This window comes from Amycolatopsis kentuckyensis (assembly GCF_002155975.1).
Taxonomy (GTDB): domain Bacteria; phylum Actinomycetota; class Actinomycetes; order Mycobacteriales; family Pseudonocardiaceae; genus Amycolatopsis; species Amycolatopsis kentuckyensis.
On the sequence record NZ_MUMI01000085.1, the window covers coordinates 1 to 17,809 of the forward strand.

Here is a 17,809-nt window from a genome sequence, read left to right on the forward strand (position 1 = left end):
GGGGAATATCCACCCCCGCCGGGAGAACCGCCGGTGCCGCCGCCTCCGTCGACCTCCACGGAACCTGCGCCACCACCACCGGAACCCCCGGTGACCGAACCCCCGCCGCCGCCCCAGCCCGCTCCGGAATGCGATTCGAGCGGATTGCTGGGACCGTTGCTCTGCACCGTGTTCGGCCTGCTCGGCTGAAAACGGGGAAGTATTCAACGCAACCACGTCCGATCCTATTCATGTCCCTATTGCTCACCGTGGGAACCAATTTTCACGGCTGACTATTTCACGTCCAGTTAACACGGAAAATCCGAACCGATCCCGTTGTTCGTGATTCACTTTTTCTCGTTCGGGCGGCCCGATTCCTGCCGGGCCGGAAAGAGAAAGGAAGCCCATGTCCCCAGAAGCTCCGCCAGGAGCCCGCACGAGGCGGCCTCGCGCCAAGTCGGTGGTCACGGTCACGCTCGCGGTCGCCACCCTCGGCGCCTCCGCGGTGGCCGCGGTCCCGGCCTCGGCGCAGCAGCCCATCGGGATCGGTCCCGTGCCGATCACGTTCCACATGAAGGACGACAACGGCAAGTGGTTCGACTCCGGGCTGAACCTGTTCGGCGACCAGTCCCTGGCGGTGGCCGAAATGCCCCGCCTCGGCACGCTGGGCGGCCTGACGACCGGCGGTGAGCTGTCCAGTCTCCTGAACTCCGACCTCGGCGGCGCGGTCGGCAACCTGACGCAGAACCTCCTGGGCCAGGTCCCGCTGCTCGGTTCGCTCGGCGGTGAGCTGGGGAAGGCGCTGAACCTCGACAGCACCCTGTCCGCGGTGAAGTCGATCGGGGCCACCAACCGGCAGGCCGCGCCGGCGGCCCTCAAGGCGGAGAACCTGCTCGGGCAGTTCGGCCAGCAGCTGACCACGATGCACGCCGACCAGCCGCTCAACCTGAACTCGCTGCCGATCGGCCTCGACCTGCAGGGCGCGCTCAACGACCTCGCCAAGTTCGCCGTCAAGGGGCCGCCCGTGACGGTGAACTTCGTGGTCGACCCGAAGGAGTCGACCGGTGCCCGCGACCCGATGGGCCTGATCGCCCCCGAAGGGGCCGAGGGCTTCCCCTACGACATGCCCGGCGGGGCGATGTTCGGCCAGCGGTCGATCCAGCTGACCGAGCCCGGGCTGTACGCCTTCACCGACATGGTGACGCCGTACATGCTGGGCGCCGTCGTCGTCGACGACCCGCTCACCATCGGCCTCGACTTCGGCAAGGCGTCGATGATCAACTCGCGCAACCTCGTCGTCCCGACCAACTCCGACATCGTCAACCGGCTGGTGAACACCTTCTTCAACATCACCAACCCGAACAACTGGCAGCAGTTCAAGCCGGACTCGGAGAACAAGTTCAACCCGATCCAGCCGCCGGTGCCGATCCTGCAGTACGACGCCGCGGGCAACCCGGTGCTGATCCCGAACCTGGACGCCTACTTCGACAAGAAGTTCTCGTACCCGAAGACGCTGTCGAAGGGCAACCAGCTGCCGGCGACCCCGGGTGTCGGCGAGGTGTGGGTCGACACCGAGGTCGAGGAGTGGGCCGGCAAGAAGGCGGTCGGCTCGGCCACGAAGATCAACGTCACCAACTGGACGATCGACCGCAAGATCGGTGCCCCGTCGATCAACATGAACAACCCGCACAACATGTGGACCGACAAGGACTACAAGTACCTGTACCAAACCGAGTGGTTCTCCAACAAGGTCGACGTGTTCGACCGGGAGACGGGTGCGTTCGTCCGGCAGACGCAGGTCGGCCAGAACCCGGCGCACGTGATGACCGAGCCGGGCAGCGACAAGCTCGTGATCGGCATCAACGCCGGCAACGAGATCGTCGAACTGGCGCCGGGCGGCACGAACGTGCTCCGGAAGATCACGGTCAGCCCGACCGGTGAGGTCCGGCACCCGCACGCGCACTGGACCAGCGGGGACGGCAAGACCGTCGTCACGCCGAACGTGCTGACCAACAACGCGTCGGTGATCGACCTGCCGACCGGCACCGTCCGGACCGAGAAGACGGGCCAGTTCCCGATCGCCTCGAGCATGACCCCGGACTCCTCGAAGTTCTACACGGCGGACTTCACCGGCGAATCGATCACGTGCGTTTCGCTCGCGGAGGCGGCCTGCGTGGACAACGGGCAGAAGGTGCACAGCAAGACGATCGACCTGTGGGCGAACTACAGCCCGCAGGACGGCCCGAAGCCCGGCGCGCCGTTCGGCGGGCTGACGATCCAGCTGCCGGTGACCCCGGACGGCAAGGCGATGCTGGCGGCGAACGTGCTGTCCCAGACGGTCACCGTCATCGACCCGAGGACCGACAAGATCGTCAAGGACCTGCCGTGCGCGGCAGGCTGCCATGGCATCAACTTCGGGGCCAAGAAGGGCGGCGGCTACTACGGCTACGTGTCGAACAAGTTCGCCAACGTCATGCAGGTCATCGACGTCGACCCGAACGGTGACGGCAACCTCGACGACGCGAAGGTGGCGGGCCAGCTGACCCTCGACCCGACCGCGACGACCAAAATGGACGGTTCGATCGCCGGGAAGCCGGGCTACGGCGGCCAGGGCGTGCTGGCCGTTCCGCTGGTCTACAACGGCTGGGCTCAGCAGAACCAGGGGAACTGGCGGGCTCAGTTGACCTGCCAGCAGCTCAACCCCATCACCCAGTCCGCCTGCTGATACACCGGAAAATGGTCCGGGGCCGGGTGTTTCCCGGCCCCGGACCGCTCCGTTCGGAGGAGATCCCATGGCGCATCGAAGGAAACCCCTCGCCAGAAGTCTTTTTGCCTTGCTCACGGCCGTGCTCGGCGTGCTGGCACTGGCCCCGCCCGCGGCGGCCCAAGTGTCCATCGTGCCCGATCGGGTCGACGGCGGTACGCACACCTTCGCCTTCCGGCTGGCCAACGGGCGGGCCGACACGAAATCCACCCGGCTCGAGCTGGTCTTCCCGCCGACCCCGCCGGTCGCCTACGTCAAGGTCGATCCGGCGCCGGGCTGGACCGTCGCCGTGCAGCCGCGGCCGCTCGACCCGCCGATCGAAGCCGGCGGCAAGGTGATCCGCGAGGCCGCGGGCACCCTCGTCTTCGAAGGCGGCGCGGTCGCCCCGGGGCAGTTCGAGCAGTTCCTCGTCACCATGGGGCCGCTGCCCGCCGACGGACGGCTGCTGTTCGAGGCGACGCAGACCTTCGCCAACGGAGCCGTCGCGCACTGGAACCAGGCGACTTCGCCCGCGCCGGCGATCACCTTCGGCGCCGGACCTGTCGCGCCCGCGGCCGAAGCCGGTGGGTCGCCACCGGTTCAGGCCGAGGGTGCCGTCGCCCCCGAGGACCAGGCGCCGCAGAGCACCAGCGCCGCCGCGGGCCCGCCGTTCGCCGTGCTGTGGGGAGCGTTCGGCCTCGCACTCGTCGTGATCGCGGTGACCGGGTACCGCGCCCACCGCCGCCGGTTGCGCGCGCCCGCCCCGGAACCCGAACTCGACCGGGCGGAGGTAGGCGTCGAATGACGGCCGTGAAGGAGCGTCCCCGCCCCGCGGCCCAGCGCCCGCCCGGCGAGGCCGGACGGTTCGTCGGGCTGCTGCTCCTGGTCGCCGCGTGCTGGGGCACGCTGCTCGCCCTGACCCCGCCGGCGACCGGGGACCCGGTGCTCGTGACGACGTCGCCGGGCAGCACCGAGGCGGTCAAGTCGCCCGACGCCGTCGTGCTGACCTTCGACCGCCCGGTGCCGGCCGCGCTGGCCACCGTGCGCATCCTCGACCCCGACGGCAGCCAGGTCGTCTTCGCGCGGCCCACCCACCCGGACGGCCGGGAGGACACGATTTCCGTGCCCATGCCGGCGGAACGGCACGAAGGCTCCTACGCCGTGGCGTGGACCCTGCCGTCGAGCCGGCTGGAACCGGTCAGCGGCTCCTTCACCTTCGACGTGTCCTACCCGATCCGGCCCGACGGCGTGCCCGAGATCGAGACGACCCGCGACCCGGTCGTGGCGGCCGTCCACCTGACGGCGCGGACCCTGGCGGTCGCGGCGATGGTGGTGCTGGCCGGTCTCGCGTTCTTCGTCGCGGCGATCGGGCCCGCCGCCGCGCGAGCCCGGGCCACCCGCCGGCTGGTCAAGACCGCCTGGTGGCTCGTGATCGGAAGCACGGTGGCCGCCCTCGTGTCGTTCGGGCCGTATGCGGCCTGGGTGCCGTGGCGTGACGCGCTCGACCCGCAATTGCTGGCGGGCGCCTTCGAATCCGACGCCGGGGGAGCGCTGCTCGCCCGCCTGGCCACGCTCGTCCCCGCCACGCTCGGCCTCGCGCTGCTGCTGAAGAGCACGCCCGCGGCCACCGGCACCGACCGGGGGCTGCGGGGCGCGGCGGTGCTGGGGTGCGCGTCGGCGGTCCTGGCCACGTGGACGTTCGCCGACCCACGGCCGCCGGGCGGGCCGTCGGTTCCGGCGCTCGCCGCGGACATCGGCCTCCTCCTCGCCCTCGCGGTGCCGGCCGGTGGCCTGGTGCTGCTGCGCTTCCCGGTCGCCCGCCACCGGCACACGGTGGCCCGGTTCGCGCGGTCGGTGGTGGGGTGCGCGGCGCTGCTCGCCGTCGCCGGGACCGCCCAGGCCTGGTCCGGGCACCGGCTCGGCTGGCTCCCCGCCGGAGCCCTCGCGGTCGCGGCGATCCTGGCCGTCCTCGCCTGGCTCGTTCCGCGCCGCCCGGCCAAGGAGCGGCTCGGCCGGCGGATCGTCGCGGTGGCGGGAGCTTCCGTGCTGATCACCGTGGCCACGGCGACGCTGATCGCGCTCGACCCCGGTCAGAGTGCCCACGCGGCCGGCCCGGCGGGTCAGGCCCCGGCGGCGATCCGGCAGCAGGCCGCGCCGGCGCGGCTCGCGTACGACACGGGCGCGCTGGACCTCGTCGTCATCCCGGCGGCGGGCCGGCTCGACGTGCGCGTCTCGGTGCTGGGGCCGCACAGCGCCCACACGACCGTGACCGCCGCGCTCGGTGCCACGCCGGTACCGCTGGACCACGCCGGGAACGGCTACTGGACGGGGCAGGCGAGCGCGCCCGTCCCCGGCCGGTCGGAGCTCGCGCTGACGCTGCGGGCCGCCGACGGCAGCACCCGCACGGTCAAGCAAGCCATCGACGTGCGATGAACGAATCGGGAGCCGCCTTGTCTTCGACGCCCACCGTCCCCTCGCACCGGGCCACCCGGCCGTCACCCCGGCCGCGCCCGGGCACCGTTCTCCAGCTCGTCGCGCGGCGGCTGCACTTCCTGGCGGGCATCGTCGTCGCGCCCTTCCTCGCGGTGCTGTGCCTGACCGGGCTCGTCTACGTGTTCAGCCCGCAGATCCACGACAGCCTCTACCGGTCCGACCTGTACGTGAGCCAGGTCGGCGAGGTGCGGCGCCCGCTCGCCGAGCAGGTCCGGTCGGCGCTCACGGCACACCCGGAGGCGAGGCTCAAGTCCGTCCTCACGCCACCCGCGGCCGATCGCACCACCCGCGTGGTGCTGGCGGTGCCCGGACCGGCCGGGACGGCGGACCGCACGGTTTTCGTCGACCCGTACACCGGCCTGATCAACGGCGAGCTGAGCACGGTGGAGAACCGGCTGCCGGCGAACACGTGGCTGCGTCAGCTGCACGGCAACCTGCAGCTGGGCGTGCCGGGCCGGCTCTACGCCGAGCTCGCCGCGAGCTGGGTGCCCCTGGTGGCCGCCGGTGGCCTGGTGCTGTGGCTGGCCCGGACGCGCCGGAAACGGCGTCTGCGGGACGTGCTCCTGCCGTCCACCCGGGACCAGACGGGCTGGGCGCGATTGCGCGCGATCCACGGCGCCGGCGGCCTGTGGCTCACGGCGGGCCTGCTGCTCATGGCCCTCACCGGACTCGCCATGAGCCAGTTCGCGGGCGGCCGCGCGGACCCGGCGGCGGACCCGATCCACCTGCGGGCCCCGGTCCTCGCCGCAGCGCCGGTGCCGGTTCCCCCCGACGCCCGGCCGATCGACCTGGACCGCGCCTGGGCGGTGGCCTCGGCTGCCGGTCTGGACGGGGAACTGGCCCTGGTCCCCCCACCGGGTCCGGGCGCGCCCTTCACCGCCACGGAGATCGCGGAAGGGCTGCCGATCCACCGCGGCGCCGTCGCGATCGACCCCACCACGGCGGAGGTGACCGAGCGGATCGGCTGGAGCGACTACTCGCCGCTGGCGAAGATCACCGCCTTGGGCACGCAGTTCCACACCGGAACCCTGTTCGGGCTCGCGAACCAGATCCTCCTCGCCCTGGTCGCGGTCGCCACGCTCGTCCTGCTCGCGCTCGGGTACCGCATGTGGTGGATCCACAACCCGTACCGGGGACGGTGGGCGTCGCTGCCGCGGCCGGTGTGGCGGCAGCTGGCCGGCGGCCCGCTGACCGTGCTCCTGCTCGGGATCGCGGTCGTGGCGTGGGTGCTGCCGATGGTCGGCGCGAGCCTGCTGGTGTTCCTGGCCGTGGACGCGGTGGTGAGCCGGGTCAAGCGACGCACGGCGTGATTCTCCGGGGACTCATCCGGCCTCGTTCGAATGCGGTGCGGAAACGCAGGATTCCAGCTTGCGTTCTTCGAGGTGGTGCCGTGCTCGGCGGGTCGTCGTGATTTCTTCGTCGACGTCGATTTCGGCGATGACGAGACCGGCGCGCGAGCCGGTCCGGGCGCGGGTGGTGCCGTCCGGGCCGACCACTTTGGCCGACCCGAGGAACCGGGTGCCGTGCAGGACGCCCGCCTGGTTGGCGGAGACGAAGACCACCTGGTTCTCGGCCGCTCGCACGCAGTCGTAGACGTCGAACAGCCGGGCCTGCCGGTCCCGCGCGCGCGTCGGCGTCCTGCTGCCGGTCGCCCACGAACACAGGCACGCCAGGATGCCGGCGCCGTCGGCGGCGAGGCCGTGGGCGGGTTCCGGGAACGCTTTTTCGTAGTCGACGAGCATGCCGAGCCGCCCGGCCGGGGTGTCGAACGCGGCGAACCCGGGACCCGGCTTCCGGTACACCGCCTCGGCGGCGGACAGGTACACCTTGCGGTGGCGCCCGAGCACGCCGTCGCCGGACACGCACGCGGCCGCCGAGTAGCGCTCGCCGTGCTCGCCCGCTTCGGTGTAGCCGAAGCACACCACCAGATCCGCGGCCAGCTTCACCACCGCGCGCACCTCGGGCCCGTCGGGGTCGAGCGCCGGTGCCAGGTGCTCGGGGTCGGCCCTCCCGAAGTCGGTGAAGGAGCCACCGAGTGTGCCGTCGGGCAGAACCAGCACCGCCGCGCGCGCCTGCCGGGCCTCCTCGGCCAGCGCCGCAACCCGCCCCAAGCCGAACGTCAGATCACGGCCGAAGTGGGCGGCGACCGTGGCGATCCGAGATAGCCCCATTCCGTCGATGATGCCAGAACAGATGACGGACGGATCACCGATTCGTTGAACGCACATTACTTTGCAGGATTCTTCGGTGGTGCGAGGTGGATTCGGTGTGCTGGGCCGACAATCGGTGGGTTACCTATTTGCCTGGGGGTGAATGTCCTTGACTTTCGGAGAAAGCGTTTCGTCCTGTACGAGGGGTTCGGCGGCCCACCGGTAGGCGACACTCCCTACCACGTACGCCTGCCAGGTATCGCTGGTCAGGGCGGCAAACACCTTGTAGCAGGTCGCGGGCCCAAAGCTCGGCCGGGCCAACCATCGCTATGCCGCCGAGGGCGGTGAAGCTGAAGCTCCGGGCGTCCCGGTCATGAGCTCACCGGCGGGCGCCCCAGAGCCGTGATCACAGCGTTCCGCAGCATGTCGCGGCCCAGTTCGACGATCAGGGCTTCGCCCGCCTCGGTCATCGTCAGCCGCAGGTCGTAGGCGTCCGGGCCGGTGCGCACCGCCTCGCGACCGACTCGTCCGAGATCGGATGATCTTCAGGCTGTCGTGGTCCGGGGAGACCTGCAGCTGATGCGGCCGCACCTTCAGCCGGCCGCAGCCGGGCGACACTCCTCGACGCGGCCGTCCATTCGTTCCGCTCAAGCTCGACGTGTCGCGAGCGCACCGTTCACTCGATCGTGTAGAACGTGTTCGGGGCTCAGGACGGGTCCGGGGGCCGGGACGCGGTCGGCGAACCCGGTGGGACAGTTCGAAGGAGACGGCGACGAACACGTGGCAGCCAATGGAAGTAGGCTGGCCGGCGCGAGAGTTCCTCCGGGATAGTGCCAAGCTGATTCCTGAAGTCGAGAAGTGCTATCAGGAAGCGCACCCCAACGGCGCGGCGCCCGGTCCCGCGGACGTGACATCGTGGCGGGAAAGTGTGTACTGGCTGGCGTCCTTGCTGGATCGTCTCGGGCTCGACCGGGTTTGGATGTTCCTGGAGTACTCGGTCGCTCCTGCAATGAACCCGGTCGACGTCGTCCTGGCCGGTTTTCACCCGGCCGGTGGCTTGAGCTACGCGGCGATCGAGCTGAAGCAGTGGAGTAAGGTCGAGCGTCCGAGGCTGGGGGTCGCCAAAGGCTTGTGTGCGGCGTGCCGACAGGGCGGGGCGGGCAGCCTGTGCAAGCAGTGTGCTCTCGGCAAGGTCTACTTCGACGCGTACGGGCAACACAAGAAGCATCCGGCCGTGCAGGTTCACGACAACATGCTGGCGCTCAAGGTGCACCACGCCATGTTCGACGACCGGTATGTGAATCTCGTCGGCGCGTCATACCTGCACAACCTCAGGGCTGCGGAATTTCAGTGGATAAGAAATGTTTCACCCCGGCCGGGGATTCCGACGTTCACCGCACGCTTCCCCGGTGAGCTCGAAGCCTTTCTGCAGGACAACTTCAGTGCGGAGTCGGGCGCTGGTGCGGCTCAAGCCTTACTCGAGCGGCGTCGCACGAGCCCTCTGGTCGAGCCGGACGTCGGGGCCATCGTGGCCGGGCACACGCGGTTCAGCCTCGTGGAGAACCAGTTGACCGCTGTGAAGAGCGTGACCGAGGCGCTCGCCGGCTCGTCGACGGCCGGCGCCAAGAAGGTCTTCGTCATCAGCGGCCGGGCCGGGAGCGGGAAGTCACTGGTCGGACTGACTCTGCTCGGTCAGGCGCTCAACGACGGGCACAAAGCCGCCTATGTATCCGGCGGAGTCGCTTCGCGGGAAACGTTCAAACGCGCGTCCCAGGGGCGGCGCTCCGCTTTCGCCACGCTGAACAGCATCGCCGACAACCGGACAGCGGACGAGCTCGATTTGATCTTGTGCGACGAGGCGCATCGGCTGACCGAGCGCCCGATGAAGGGCTCGTATTCCATGCGCCCCGGTGAGTCTTCTGTCTCGGTGGTCGTCACGCGAGCGAAGGTGCCGGTGTTCTTCATCGACGGTGATCAGCGCTTGTTCTCCGATGAAGTGTGGTCGCCGGAAGCGCTCATCCGGGAGGTACAGAGTCTCGGGGCGGAGGTGGTGCCGATCGTCCTGGACAGGGTGCTTCGCGCCGTCGGTAGCTCGACGTACGACACGTGGATCCAGCGCCTGTTTGCCGGCGACCCGCTGCCTTGGAAGCCGGACGACGATGACGATCCGGAGCCGTTCCAGCTCTGGTACACGGACCGTGCCGCGACCATGGAGCGCTTCCTTCGTGAAAAGGGGAGCAAGAAGGAAAGCGCTCGGATGAGTGCGGGGATCTGCTGGAAGTGGGAAGACCGGAGCGGCACCGAGCCGGAAGTCGCCCCGGAGCCGGGCTGGGCGCGCCCGTGGAACGCCGGAGATCAGCACGAAACCCCCGGAGTTCCGAAACGTCGTTTCTGGGCAACGGAATCCGGTGGCTTCGGGCAGATCGGCTGTGTCCACACCGCTCAAGGCCTTGAGTACGAGTGGGGTGGCGTGATCATGGGGCCTGATCTCACTTGGGATGGCAGCGGCTGGCAAGTCCACCGCGAACATGTGCTGAGCAAAGCCAACCGGATCCGTGAGGACGAAGAACTCGCGCGCGCCATCCGGAGGGCGTACGGAGTGCTCATGACTCGCTCGATTCGCGGCACCGTGCTCTACTCGGTTGATCCCGCCACGAGGAGGCTGTTCGCCGATCTGGGCGTTCACAAGCTGTGAAGGCCGTGGGCGACCAACGCTCGTCTTCGGCCGCCGCTGGATTGCGCGTTGGGTGCTGGCGAACGCGCGCTCGTACTCGCCGACCGCGATCGCGTCGATCGCGGACTGCGGGCTGGAGGTCTCGGTCATGAGCCGGGCAGCTTGCGGTCGTTGTTGCCGTGGGATGCGGCACCGCGGCGACGCTTTAATCCTCCCTTCAGGTTGGTCGGTGAGAATGAGCGGCAAAGCATCGACTGGAGGGGGCGGGCCCGCGTGCGGATCATGATCGCGGATGACGAGGCGGCCATCCGTGAGTCGCTGGAGCGGGTGCTCCAAGTCGAGGGTTACGACACCAGCGCCGTCGCCAACGGTCTCGCCGTGCTCGACGGGGTTGGTGACGACGCGCCGGATCTGCTGATCCTCGATGTGATGATGCCCCGCCTCGGCGGGCTGGAGACTTGCCGGCGGTTGCGGGCGGCGGGGCGGGATCTGCCGGTGCTGATGCTGACCGCCCGGGATCAGGTCGTCGACCGGGTTGCGGGGTTGGACGCGGGCGCCGACGACTATCTGCCCAAGCCGTTCGCCACCGAGGAGTTGCTGGCGCGGGTGCGGGCGCTGCTGCGTCGCTGCGCGCCGGGCGACGACGAGTCGCCGATCCTGTCGTTCGCCGACGTCCGGGTCGATCCCGACCGGTTCGAGGCGTGGCGGGGCGAGCGGCCGCTCCGCCTGACCCGGACCGAGTTCTCCCTGCTGCAGGTCCTCGTGCGCAACGCGACCCGGGTGTTGACCCGCGCCGCGCTGTTCGAGGCGATCTGGGGCTTCGACATGAGCGTCACCGCCAACAACCTCCAGGTGTACGTGAGCTACCTGCGGCGCAAGATGGAGGCCGAGGGCGAGCCGCGATTGATCTACACGCTGCGCGGCCTGGGGTACACGTTGCGGGAAACTCCTCCGTGAGCAGGCCCGCTCGCCGGTTGACCCGGTGGTGGCGCCGGCGGTCCCTGCGGACCAGGCTGACGGTGATCGCGGCGATGGCGATCGCGGTCAGCGTGTTCGTGGCCTTCCAAGTGGCCATTGAACTACTGGCCTGGGAGCGGCAGGACACCGCGAAGGATCAGCTGCGCGCCGACTCTCGTGTCCTGGCGGCGGACGCGGAGCGCGCCGGTCTGGCGCAGGTCCAGCTACCGCCGTATCCCGGATCCGGTCGGCTGGTGCGGGTCATCCTGCCCGGCGGCTCGCTCCGGACGCCGGCCGGCCAGCCCGAGCTGCCCCCGGTCAGCGAGGACGCCGGGCGCGTGGCGCAGGGCGCGTCGGCCGACCTGATGGAGTCGGGCGACAGCGACGACGACGGCTACCTCGTCTACACGCTGCGGGCGGGCGACGGCGCGGTCCAGGTGGCCCGCGTCGCCGATGACAGCCCGATCAACCAGTTCGGGTTGGGCATGCTGCTGATCGGGCTGCTCTGCGTGGCCGGCGGCGCCCTTGTCGGGCGGGCCGTGGCGCGGGCCGGGCTGGCACCGATCGACCGGCTGACCGCCGCCGCGGTCCGGGTCGCGCACACCCGGGATCTCGACGCCGACGTCCCGGATGAGGGCGGCGGGGAGATCCGGCGGCTGAGCCGGTCGATCAACGACATGCTCGCCGCGCTCCGGGACTCCCGCCGGGCCCAGCGGCTGCTCGCCGAAGACGCCGCCCACGAGCTCAAGACCCCGCTCACCAGCCTGCGCCTCAACGCCGAGCTGCTGATCCGGCTCGATCGGCGCGGCACCCTGGACAGCGCGCTGCCGCCGGAGAGCCGGACCCGGCTGCTCAACGACCTCGGCGCCCAGGTGGCCGAGTTGAGCACCCTGGCCGCCGAGTTGACCGACCTGGCGCGCGGTGATGTCAGCGACGAGAGCACCGAGGTGCTCGACCTCGCCGACGTGGTGGTGGCCGCCGCGACCCGGGCGCGGTCCCGCGTCCCCGACATCGAGGTCGCGCTCGACGTGACTTCCGTGTGGGTGAGCGGGCGTCCCGCCGGCCTCCAACGGGCGGTGCTCAACCTCGTCGACAATGCCGGCAAGTGGTCTCCCGCGGACCAGCCGGTCCAGGTCCGGCTCCGTGCCGAGAGCGCGTCGGCGGTGCTCGAGGTCGACGACGCCGGGCCGGGCATCGACGCCGCCGACGTGCCGCGGGTGTTCGACCGGTTCTACCGTGCCGACAGCGCCCGGGCGTTGCCGGGATCCGGTCTGGGGCTGTCGATCGTGCAGCGGGTCGTCGACGCCCACGGCGGCCGGGTCACCGTCGCCCGGTCCGCACGCGGTGGCGCGCTGCTTCGGGTCGAGCTTCCGGCCGCGCGGCTCACCGCCGGGGAGGACGCCGCGGTGCGTTGACCTCGTCGTCGGCGACAGGACCACGAATCGGAGAAGTACCGTGGTACCACCGCCCTTCCGAAAATGCCGACCGCAGTACGATGAAACGGGACGGAATCGGGCCTAGCGTTCAGGTTATGACGAAACCTGATAGTCCACTGTGGAAGTTCGGGGCGGCCGCCACGGCGCTGGCGACGGCGTTCGCTGTCGTCGCCTGCGGGTCGGGCACCGGCAACAGTGCGGCGCCCACCGTGGCCGGCCCGCACAGCGCACACGCGGGCGGGGCATCGGCTCCACCGCAGCCGTTGCGCGCCGGCGAGCGGTTCGTCGACCTGAAGATGGCCGAGGCCTACACGCCCGCGCCGCCGGAGGGCGGCGGCACGGACGAGTACCGGTGCCAGGTGATCGATCCGGGCCTGACCAAGACGGCGTTCCTGACCGGAACCCAGGTCATACCGGAGAACGCCGCCCTCGCCCACCACGCCATCGTGTACACGGTGCCGCCGGGCGGCGCTGCCGCGGTGCGCGAGCAGGACGCGAAGACCCCCGGCCTCGGCTGGCAGTGTTTCGGCGGGACCGGCGTGGCCGGCGCCGAAGTGGAAGAGGGGGAAGCGGCGTGGGTGGACACCTGGGCGCCGGGCGCCACGGAGACGCTGTTCACCCAGGACGTCGGCTTCAAGCTGGAGCCGGGCAGCCTGGTCATCCTCCAGATGCACTACAACCTGCTCGCGACCGACGGCAAGCCGGCCGGGTCGGACCGCTCGGCGGTGCGGCTGCGGCTGACGGACGGCACCCCGCAGACCCAGGAACTCGACACGCTGGCGCTCGACGCGCCGACCGACTTGCCTTGCACCGCCGACGAGTCCGGTCCGCTCTGTGACCGGGCGGCCTCGATCGCGGACGTGACGAAGCGGTTCGGGCCGGAGGTCGGCGGCACCGCCGACGAGCAGCTGGAGGAGTGCGGCCGGAGCGCGCCGAAGCCCGGGGACACCCAGACCTGCGACCACAAGGTGGAGGCGCCGATGACGCTGTTCGCCGGGTTCGGCCACATGCACCTGCTCGGGCGGGCCATCAAGGTCGAACTCAACCCCGGCACACCGAACGCCAAGGTCGTGCTGGACGTGCCGCAGTTCGACTTCGACAACCAGCGGCTGGTGAAACTGCCGTCGCCGGTGGAGATCGGTCCGGGGGACACGCTGCGGGTGACGTGTACGCACGACGCGGGGCTGCGCAAACGGCTGCCGCAGCTGAGCAAGCTGCCGCCGCGCTACGTGGTGTGGGGCGACGGCACCAGCGACGAGATGTGCACGGGCATCATGACGGTCTCTCCCCGCAAGTCCTGACGCGCACCGGGATTCTCATCGCACACCTGCGGAATGAAAGGCGACTTCTCTTGTCCCTCAAGCCGTCCCTCGCCGAACCAACGCCAGGGGCCGATGCGCCACCACGAACACCGATCTGGGCACTCTTGCCGCTACGCGTCTTCCTCGGCGGCACATTCCTCTACGCAGGCCTCTCCAAAATCCTCGACACCCACTACCTGGACCACACCTCACCCCTCGGCGTCCACGCTCAGATGCTGCACGCCGCGCCAACCTCCCCGATCGGCCCGCTGGTGTCATTCGCGGCCGACCACCCGACCGTCATCGGCCTGGTCATCGCCTTCGGCGAGATGGCGGTCGGGTTGGGTACTCTGCTCGGGCTGTTCACCCGCATCGCCGCACTGGGCGGGTTTCTCCTTGCGCTGAGCTTCTTCCTCACCGTGAGCTGGACGACCCGCCCGTACTACTTCGGCGCCGACATCGTCTTCGCCGCCGCCTGGACCCCGCTGCTGGTGGCCGGCGACGCAGGCCTGTTCTCCACGACGGCCCGCCTGCGCGCCGCGATACGCCGTCTTCGCCAGCCGAATCCCGCCCCGGACGACGTCAAGCGACGCATTCTGCTCTGGGGCGGCCTGATCACCGCGACGACCGCGGCCCTCGGCGGGGGCGCCGTCGCCCTTACCCGTCGCACCACCAACCCGGAACCAAGTCAGCCGGCAGACCCGGGAACGAACTCCCGGACGGTGATCGCCGCGGTCTCCGCCGTCGCCGTCGGTTCGTCGACCAGCTTCACCACACCGAACGGTTCCGCCGCATATCTGTTGCGTCCCTCGGCCGACACCTTCATGGCATTCCTCGCCACCTGCACCCACCAGGGCTGCCCCGTCACGCCCGCCGGCTCCGGCTTCCGCTGCCCGTGCCACGGCTCCACTTTCGACGGCAACGGCCAAGTCACCGGCGGGCCGGCCACAAAACCCCTGGGCAAGGTGCCGGTGCGAGTCGTCGACGGGCAGGTCACCACCGCATGACCGGGGCGGCGAGACCGGCACAAGCGCTAAACCGGCCGGGTGAGTCTGAGGTCGTAGGCGAGGATGACGGCCTGGATCCGGTCCCGGGCGCCGATCTTGGCGAGGACCCGCCCGACGTGGGACTTCACCGTCGACTCCGAGAGCGTGAACCGGTGCGCGATCTCGCCGTTGGTGAGGCCGTGGCCGATGGCGACGAGGATCTCGCGCTCGCGGCCGGTCAGGGAGCCCAGCCGGGGATCCTCCCGCGCGGGCCCGCAGAAGTCGTCGCCGAGCCGGTCGGCGAACGCGTCGAGCAGCCGCCGGGTCAGCGCCGGCGCGATCACCGCGTCCCCGGCGGCGACGGCCCGGATGCCGGCGACCAGCTCCTCCGGGCGGGTGTCCTTCAGCAGGAAGCCGCTCGCCCCGGCCCGCAGCGCGGCGAGCGCGTACCGGTCCACGTCGAACGTCGTCAGCACCAGGATCCGCGACCGCCGACCGGCGGCGAGGATGCGCCGGGTGGCCTCGATCCCGTCGACGCCCGGCATGCGGAGGCCCATCAGCACCACGTCGGGACGCAGCTCGGTGGTCCACCGAACGGCCTCGGCGCTGTTCTCGGCCTCGCCGACGATCTCGGTGTCGGGGGTGTTCTCCAGCAGCATGCGCAACCCGAAGCGCTGCAGCGGCTGCGTGTCCACCACGAGCACAGAGATCATGGATGGCTGCCTTTCAGGGTCGCGGAGAATGTTCAGCCGCGGTGCGGGGGCCGGTGCTGACCGTGCCGTCGCCCGGCGACGCCTACTTCATATCGAGCGAACCTGAAACGACTGTTAAAGCGGCGCTCAGACCGGTGAGGCAGAAACCGCGTGGTGATCGGACGAGGCAGTCAGCCCTCGCTCGGTGCGACCAGGGCGGTCAGCAGGCGGGGCAGCACCTGGGTCACGTAGCGGTTGTCGGCCCGGTCGGGCAGCTCGTCGAGGATCGCTCGTTCGAGCATGGTCTCGTACAGCCGGACGATGGTGATGACGGCGCTCTCGGGGTCGACGGTCAGGCGCAGGCCCAGCCGGCCGAGCAGGTCGAGCAGGATCTCGGCGAGGGCGTCGTGGAACCGGCGCTCGGCGGCCGCGGTCGGCGCGCGCAGTTCGGGCTGGCGCAAGGCCTGCGCACGGAATTCGGCGTTGAGCAGGTACCAGGTCTCGTCCGCGGTCAGTGACTCCATGAACAGCACGCCCGCCTCCTGCAGGACGCGCGTGACGGCGTCCGCGGACGCCGGATCGACGGCCGTGGTGGCTTCGGCGACCGCCGCGCGCAGCCGCTGGGTGCGCTCCTGCATCTGCATCTCGTAGACCGCGAGGAACAGCTCCTCCTTGCTGGCGAAGTTGGAGTAGAAGGCGCCGCGGGTGAACCCCGCGCGGTCGCAGATCAGCTCGACCGGCGCGTCGCGGATCCCCATTTCCGAGAAGACGTCGTGCGCCGCCTCGATGACCCGCCGCCGGGTCTCCGCGCGCCGCCGGGTCATCCCTCTCGGGCTCGCCTCGCTGGTCGTCATGGCGTCACCTTACTTTCCCCGATCCACCCGGAGGAGTGACGAGATGCACTCCGCATCGGATACATCTTGCATTACGATACACGACGTATCCAACGTGGTCAGGAGTCCTCGTGTCGTCGTTCCTCTACCGGCTGGGCCGCGCCGCCGCCCGCGCCCGGGTGCTCGTGCTGGCGCTGTGGGTCGTGGTCCTGGCGGCGGCCGGCGGGGCGGCACTCGCGTTCAACCAGGGCACCGACGACGCCTTCGCCATCCCCGGCTCCGAGTCGCAGGACGCACTGGACCACCTCGGCCGGGTCTTCCCCGAGGTCAGTGGCACGTCGGCGCAGCTGGTCCTCGTCGTTCCCGACGGCGCGAAGGCCGACACCCCGCAGAACCGCGCCGCGGTGGCGCAGGCGGTGACGCGGATCGGGAAGCTCGACCAGGTCGCCACCGTCGTGAACCCGTTCGACAAGAACGTCGACGGCGCGGTGTCGGACGACGACCGGGCCGCGCTGATCGCCGTGCCGTTGAAGGTGCAGCTCGCCCAGGTCGACCCGGCCACCAAGACCGGGCTCGCGGCCATCGCCGACGACCTCGGGAAGCAGACCGGCGCGAAGGTGTACACCGGCGGCGACGCGTTGTCCGACCGGGTCCCGAAGCTCAGTCCCACCGAGGGCATCGGCCTGCTCATCGCGTTGCTGGTCCTGGTGCTGATGTTCCGGTCCCTGATCGCCGCGGTGATGCCGCTGGTCACCGCGATCCTCGGGGTCGGCGTCGCCATCGGGCTGATCTTCCTGGCCACGCTGGTCACGCCCATTTCCTCGACCGCGCCGATGCTGGCGGTGATGATCGGGCTCGCGGTCGGCATCGACTACGCCCTGTTCCTGCTGTCGCGCCATCGGGATCAGCTCGGCGAAGGACTCGACGCCGAGGAGTCGATCGCCCGGGCCACCGCCACCGCCGGCTCGGCGGTCATCTTCGCCGGGCTCACCGTCGTCATCGCCCTGCTCGGCCTGGCGGTGGCGGGGATCCCGTTCCTGACCACCATGGGCATCGCCGCCGCGGTCGCCGTGGCCCTGGCGGTCGCGATCGCCGTCACGCTGGTGCCCGCGCTGATGTCCTTCGCGGGCAAGCGCTTGCGCCCGCGCGCCCCGAAACCGAAGCGGCGCCGCCGCAAGCCGCAGGTCGCGCGCTGGTGGGTGCGCGCCGCGACGAAGGCACCACTGGTCACCGTGCTGGTCGTGGTCGCCGGGCTCGCGGTCTGCGCGATCCCCGCGACGTCGTTGCGGCTGGCGCTACCGGACAACGGCACCGAGGAGCACGGCAGCCCGGCCCGCGACACCTACGAGGTGGTCAGCGACCACTTCGGCCCCGGCTACAACGGCCCGCTGATCGTCACCGCCGACATCATCACCAGCACCGACCCGATCGGCCTGGTGAACAAGATCGCCGACGAGATCCGGCACGTCCCCGGCGTCGCCTCCGTCCCCCTGGCCACCCCGAACCCCAAGGGCGACACCGGCATCATCCAGGTCATCCCCGCCACCGCGCCCGACTCCGCGCAG

At 70.5% G+C, this 17,809-nt stretch carries 14 protein-coding genes; 10 read left to right on the forward strand and 4 right to left on the reverse strand.

From position 1 onward, the window contains the following. The first annotated feature begins 385 nt into the window (after positions 1 to 385). The 4 genes from CCN39_RS09130 to CCN39_RS09145 all read left to right on the forward strand — a co-directional run bounded on the left by CCN39_RS09130 (position 386) and on the right by CCN39_RS09145 (position 6,525). Positions 386 to 2,704 (forward strand): YncE family protein, encoded by a 2,319-nt coding sequence (locus CCN39_RS09130; protein WP_244210677.1) that lies wholly within the window; start codon positions 386 to 388, stop codon positions 2,702 to 2,704. Positions 2,705 to 2,813: 109 nt separating this feature from the next. Beyond that, entirely contained in the window at positions 2,814 to 3,527 is a 714-nt protein-coding gene (locus CCN39_RS09135; RefSeq protein WP_244210679.1) for a DUF1775 domain-containing protein, read from the forward strand. Beyond that, on the forward strand, positions 3,524 to 5,155 hold the full coding sequence (locus tag CCN39_RS09140) for a copper resistance CopC family protein (RefSeq protein ID WP_086840307.1): 1,632 nt from the start codon (positions 3,524 to 3,526) through the stop codon (positions 5,153 to 5,155). The genes CCN39_RS09135 and CCN39_RS09140 overlap by 4 nt, the downstream gene beginning before the upstream one ends. Further along, complete coding sequence (locus CCN39_RS09145; protein WP_086840309.1) at positions 5,152 to 6,525, forward strand: PepSY-associated TM helix domain-containing protein; 1,374 nt, start codon at positions 5,152 to 5,154, stop codon at positions 6,523 to 6,525. Before CCN39_RS09140 ends, CCN39_RS09145 begins: the two co-directional genes overlap by 4 nt. Before the next feature lie 12 nt (positions 6,526 to 6,537). Here CCN39_RS09145 and CCN39_RS09150 read toward each other — a convergent pair whose 3' ends face one another. Together CCN39_RS09150 and CCN39_RS50095 are read right to left on the reverse strand one after the other, a co-directional pair. Next, positions 6,538 to 7,386 carry a carbon-nitrogen hydrolase family protein gene (locus tag CCN39_RS09150; RefSeq protein ID WP_086840311.1) on the reverse strand — a complete coding sequence of 283 codons (849 nt, stop codon included), beginning with the start codon at positions 7,384 to 7,386 and terminating at the stop codon, positions 6,538 to 6,540. Positions 7,387 to 7,736: 350 nt separating this feature from the next. After that, positions 7,737 to 7,874 (reverse strand): hypothetical protein, encoded by a 138-nt coding sequence (locus CCN39_RS50095; protein WP_158104493.1) that lies wholly within the window; start codon positions 7,872 to 7,874, stop codon positions 7,737 to 7,739. Positions 7,875 to 8,155: 281 nt separating this feature from the next. Here CCN39_RS50095 and CCN39_RS09155 point away from each other — a divergent pair, with 281 nt between their 5' ends. The 5 genes from CCN39_RS09155 (at position 8,156) to CCN39_RS09180 (ending at position 14,740) form a co-directional block, all read left to right on the forward strand. After that, a complete protein-coding gene (locus CCN39_RS09155; RefSeq protein WP_086840313.1) occupies positions 8,156 to 10,060 on the forward strand; it encodes a DNA/RNA helicase domain-containing protein in 1,905 nt (634 codons plus the stop codon). 252 nt (positions 10,061 to 10,312) lie between these two features. Next, positions 10,313 to 10,996, forward strand: a complete 684-nt coding sequence (locus CCN39_RS09165; RefSeq protein WP_086840315.1) for a response regulator transcription factor — start codon at positions 10,313 to 10,315, stop codon at positions 10,994 to 10,996. After that, entirely contained in the window at positions 10,993 to 12,411 is a 1,419-nt protein-coding gene (locus CCN39_RS09170; protein ID WP_086840317.1) for a HAMP domain-containing sensor histidine kinase, read from the forward strand. The genes CCN39_RS09165 and CCN39_RS09170 overlap by 4 nt, the downstream gene beginning before the upstream one ends. A gap of 116 nt (positions 12,412 to 12,527) precedes the next feature. Further along, positions 12,528 to 13,733 (forward strand): monooxygenase, encoded by a 1,206-nt coding sequence (locus tag CCN39_RS09175; protein WP_086840319.1) that lies wholly within the window; start codon positions 12,528 to 12,530, stop codon positions 13,731 to 13,733. A gap of 50 nt (positions 13,734 to 13,783) precedes the next feature. After that, a complete protein-coding gene (locus tag CCN39_RS09180; RefSeq protein WP_158104494.1) occupies positions 13,784 to 14,740 on the forward strand; it encodes a Rieske 2Fe-2S domain-containing protein in 957 nt (318 codons plus the stop codon). A 26-nt stretch (positions 14,741 to 14,766) separates the two neighbouring features. Here the strand turns inward: CCN39_RS09180 and CCN39_RS09185 are convergent, their stop codons facing one another. Together CCN39_RS09185 and CCN39_RS09190 are read right to left on the reverse strand one after the other, a co-directional pair. Further along, a complete protein-coding gene (locus CCN39_RS09185; RefSeq protein WP_086840323.1) occupies positions 14,767 to 15,432 on the reverse strand; it encodes a response regulator in 666 nt (221 codons plus the stop codon). A gap of 170 nt (positions 15,433 to 15,602) precedes the next feature. After that, positions 15,603 to 16,265, reverse strand: a complete 663-nt coding sequence (locus CCN39_RS09190; RefSeq protein WP_086840325.1) for a TetR/AcrR family transcriptional regulator — start codon at positions 16,263 to 16,265, stop codon at positions 15,603 to 15,605. Between the two features lie 110 nt (positions 16,266 to 16,375). Here CCN39_RS09190 and CCN39_RS09195 point away from each other — a divergent pair. Beyond that, positions 16,376 to 17,809: MMPL family transporter (locus CCN39_RS09195; RefSeq protein WP_158104495.1), on the forward strand; the 1,434-nt coding region annotated here is incomplete at its 3' end.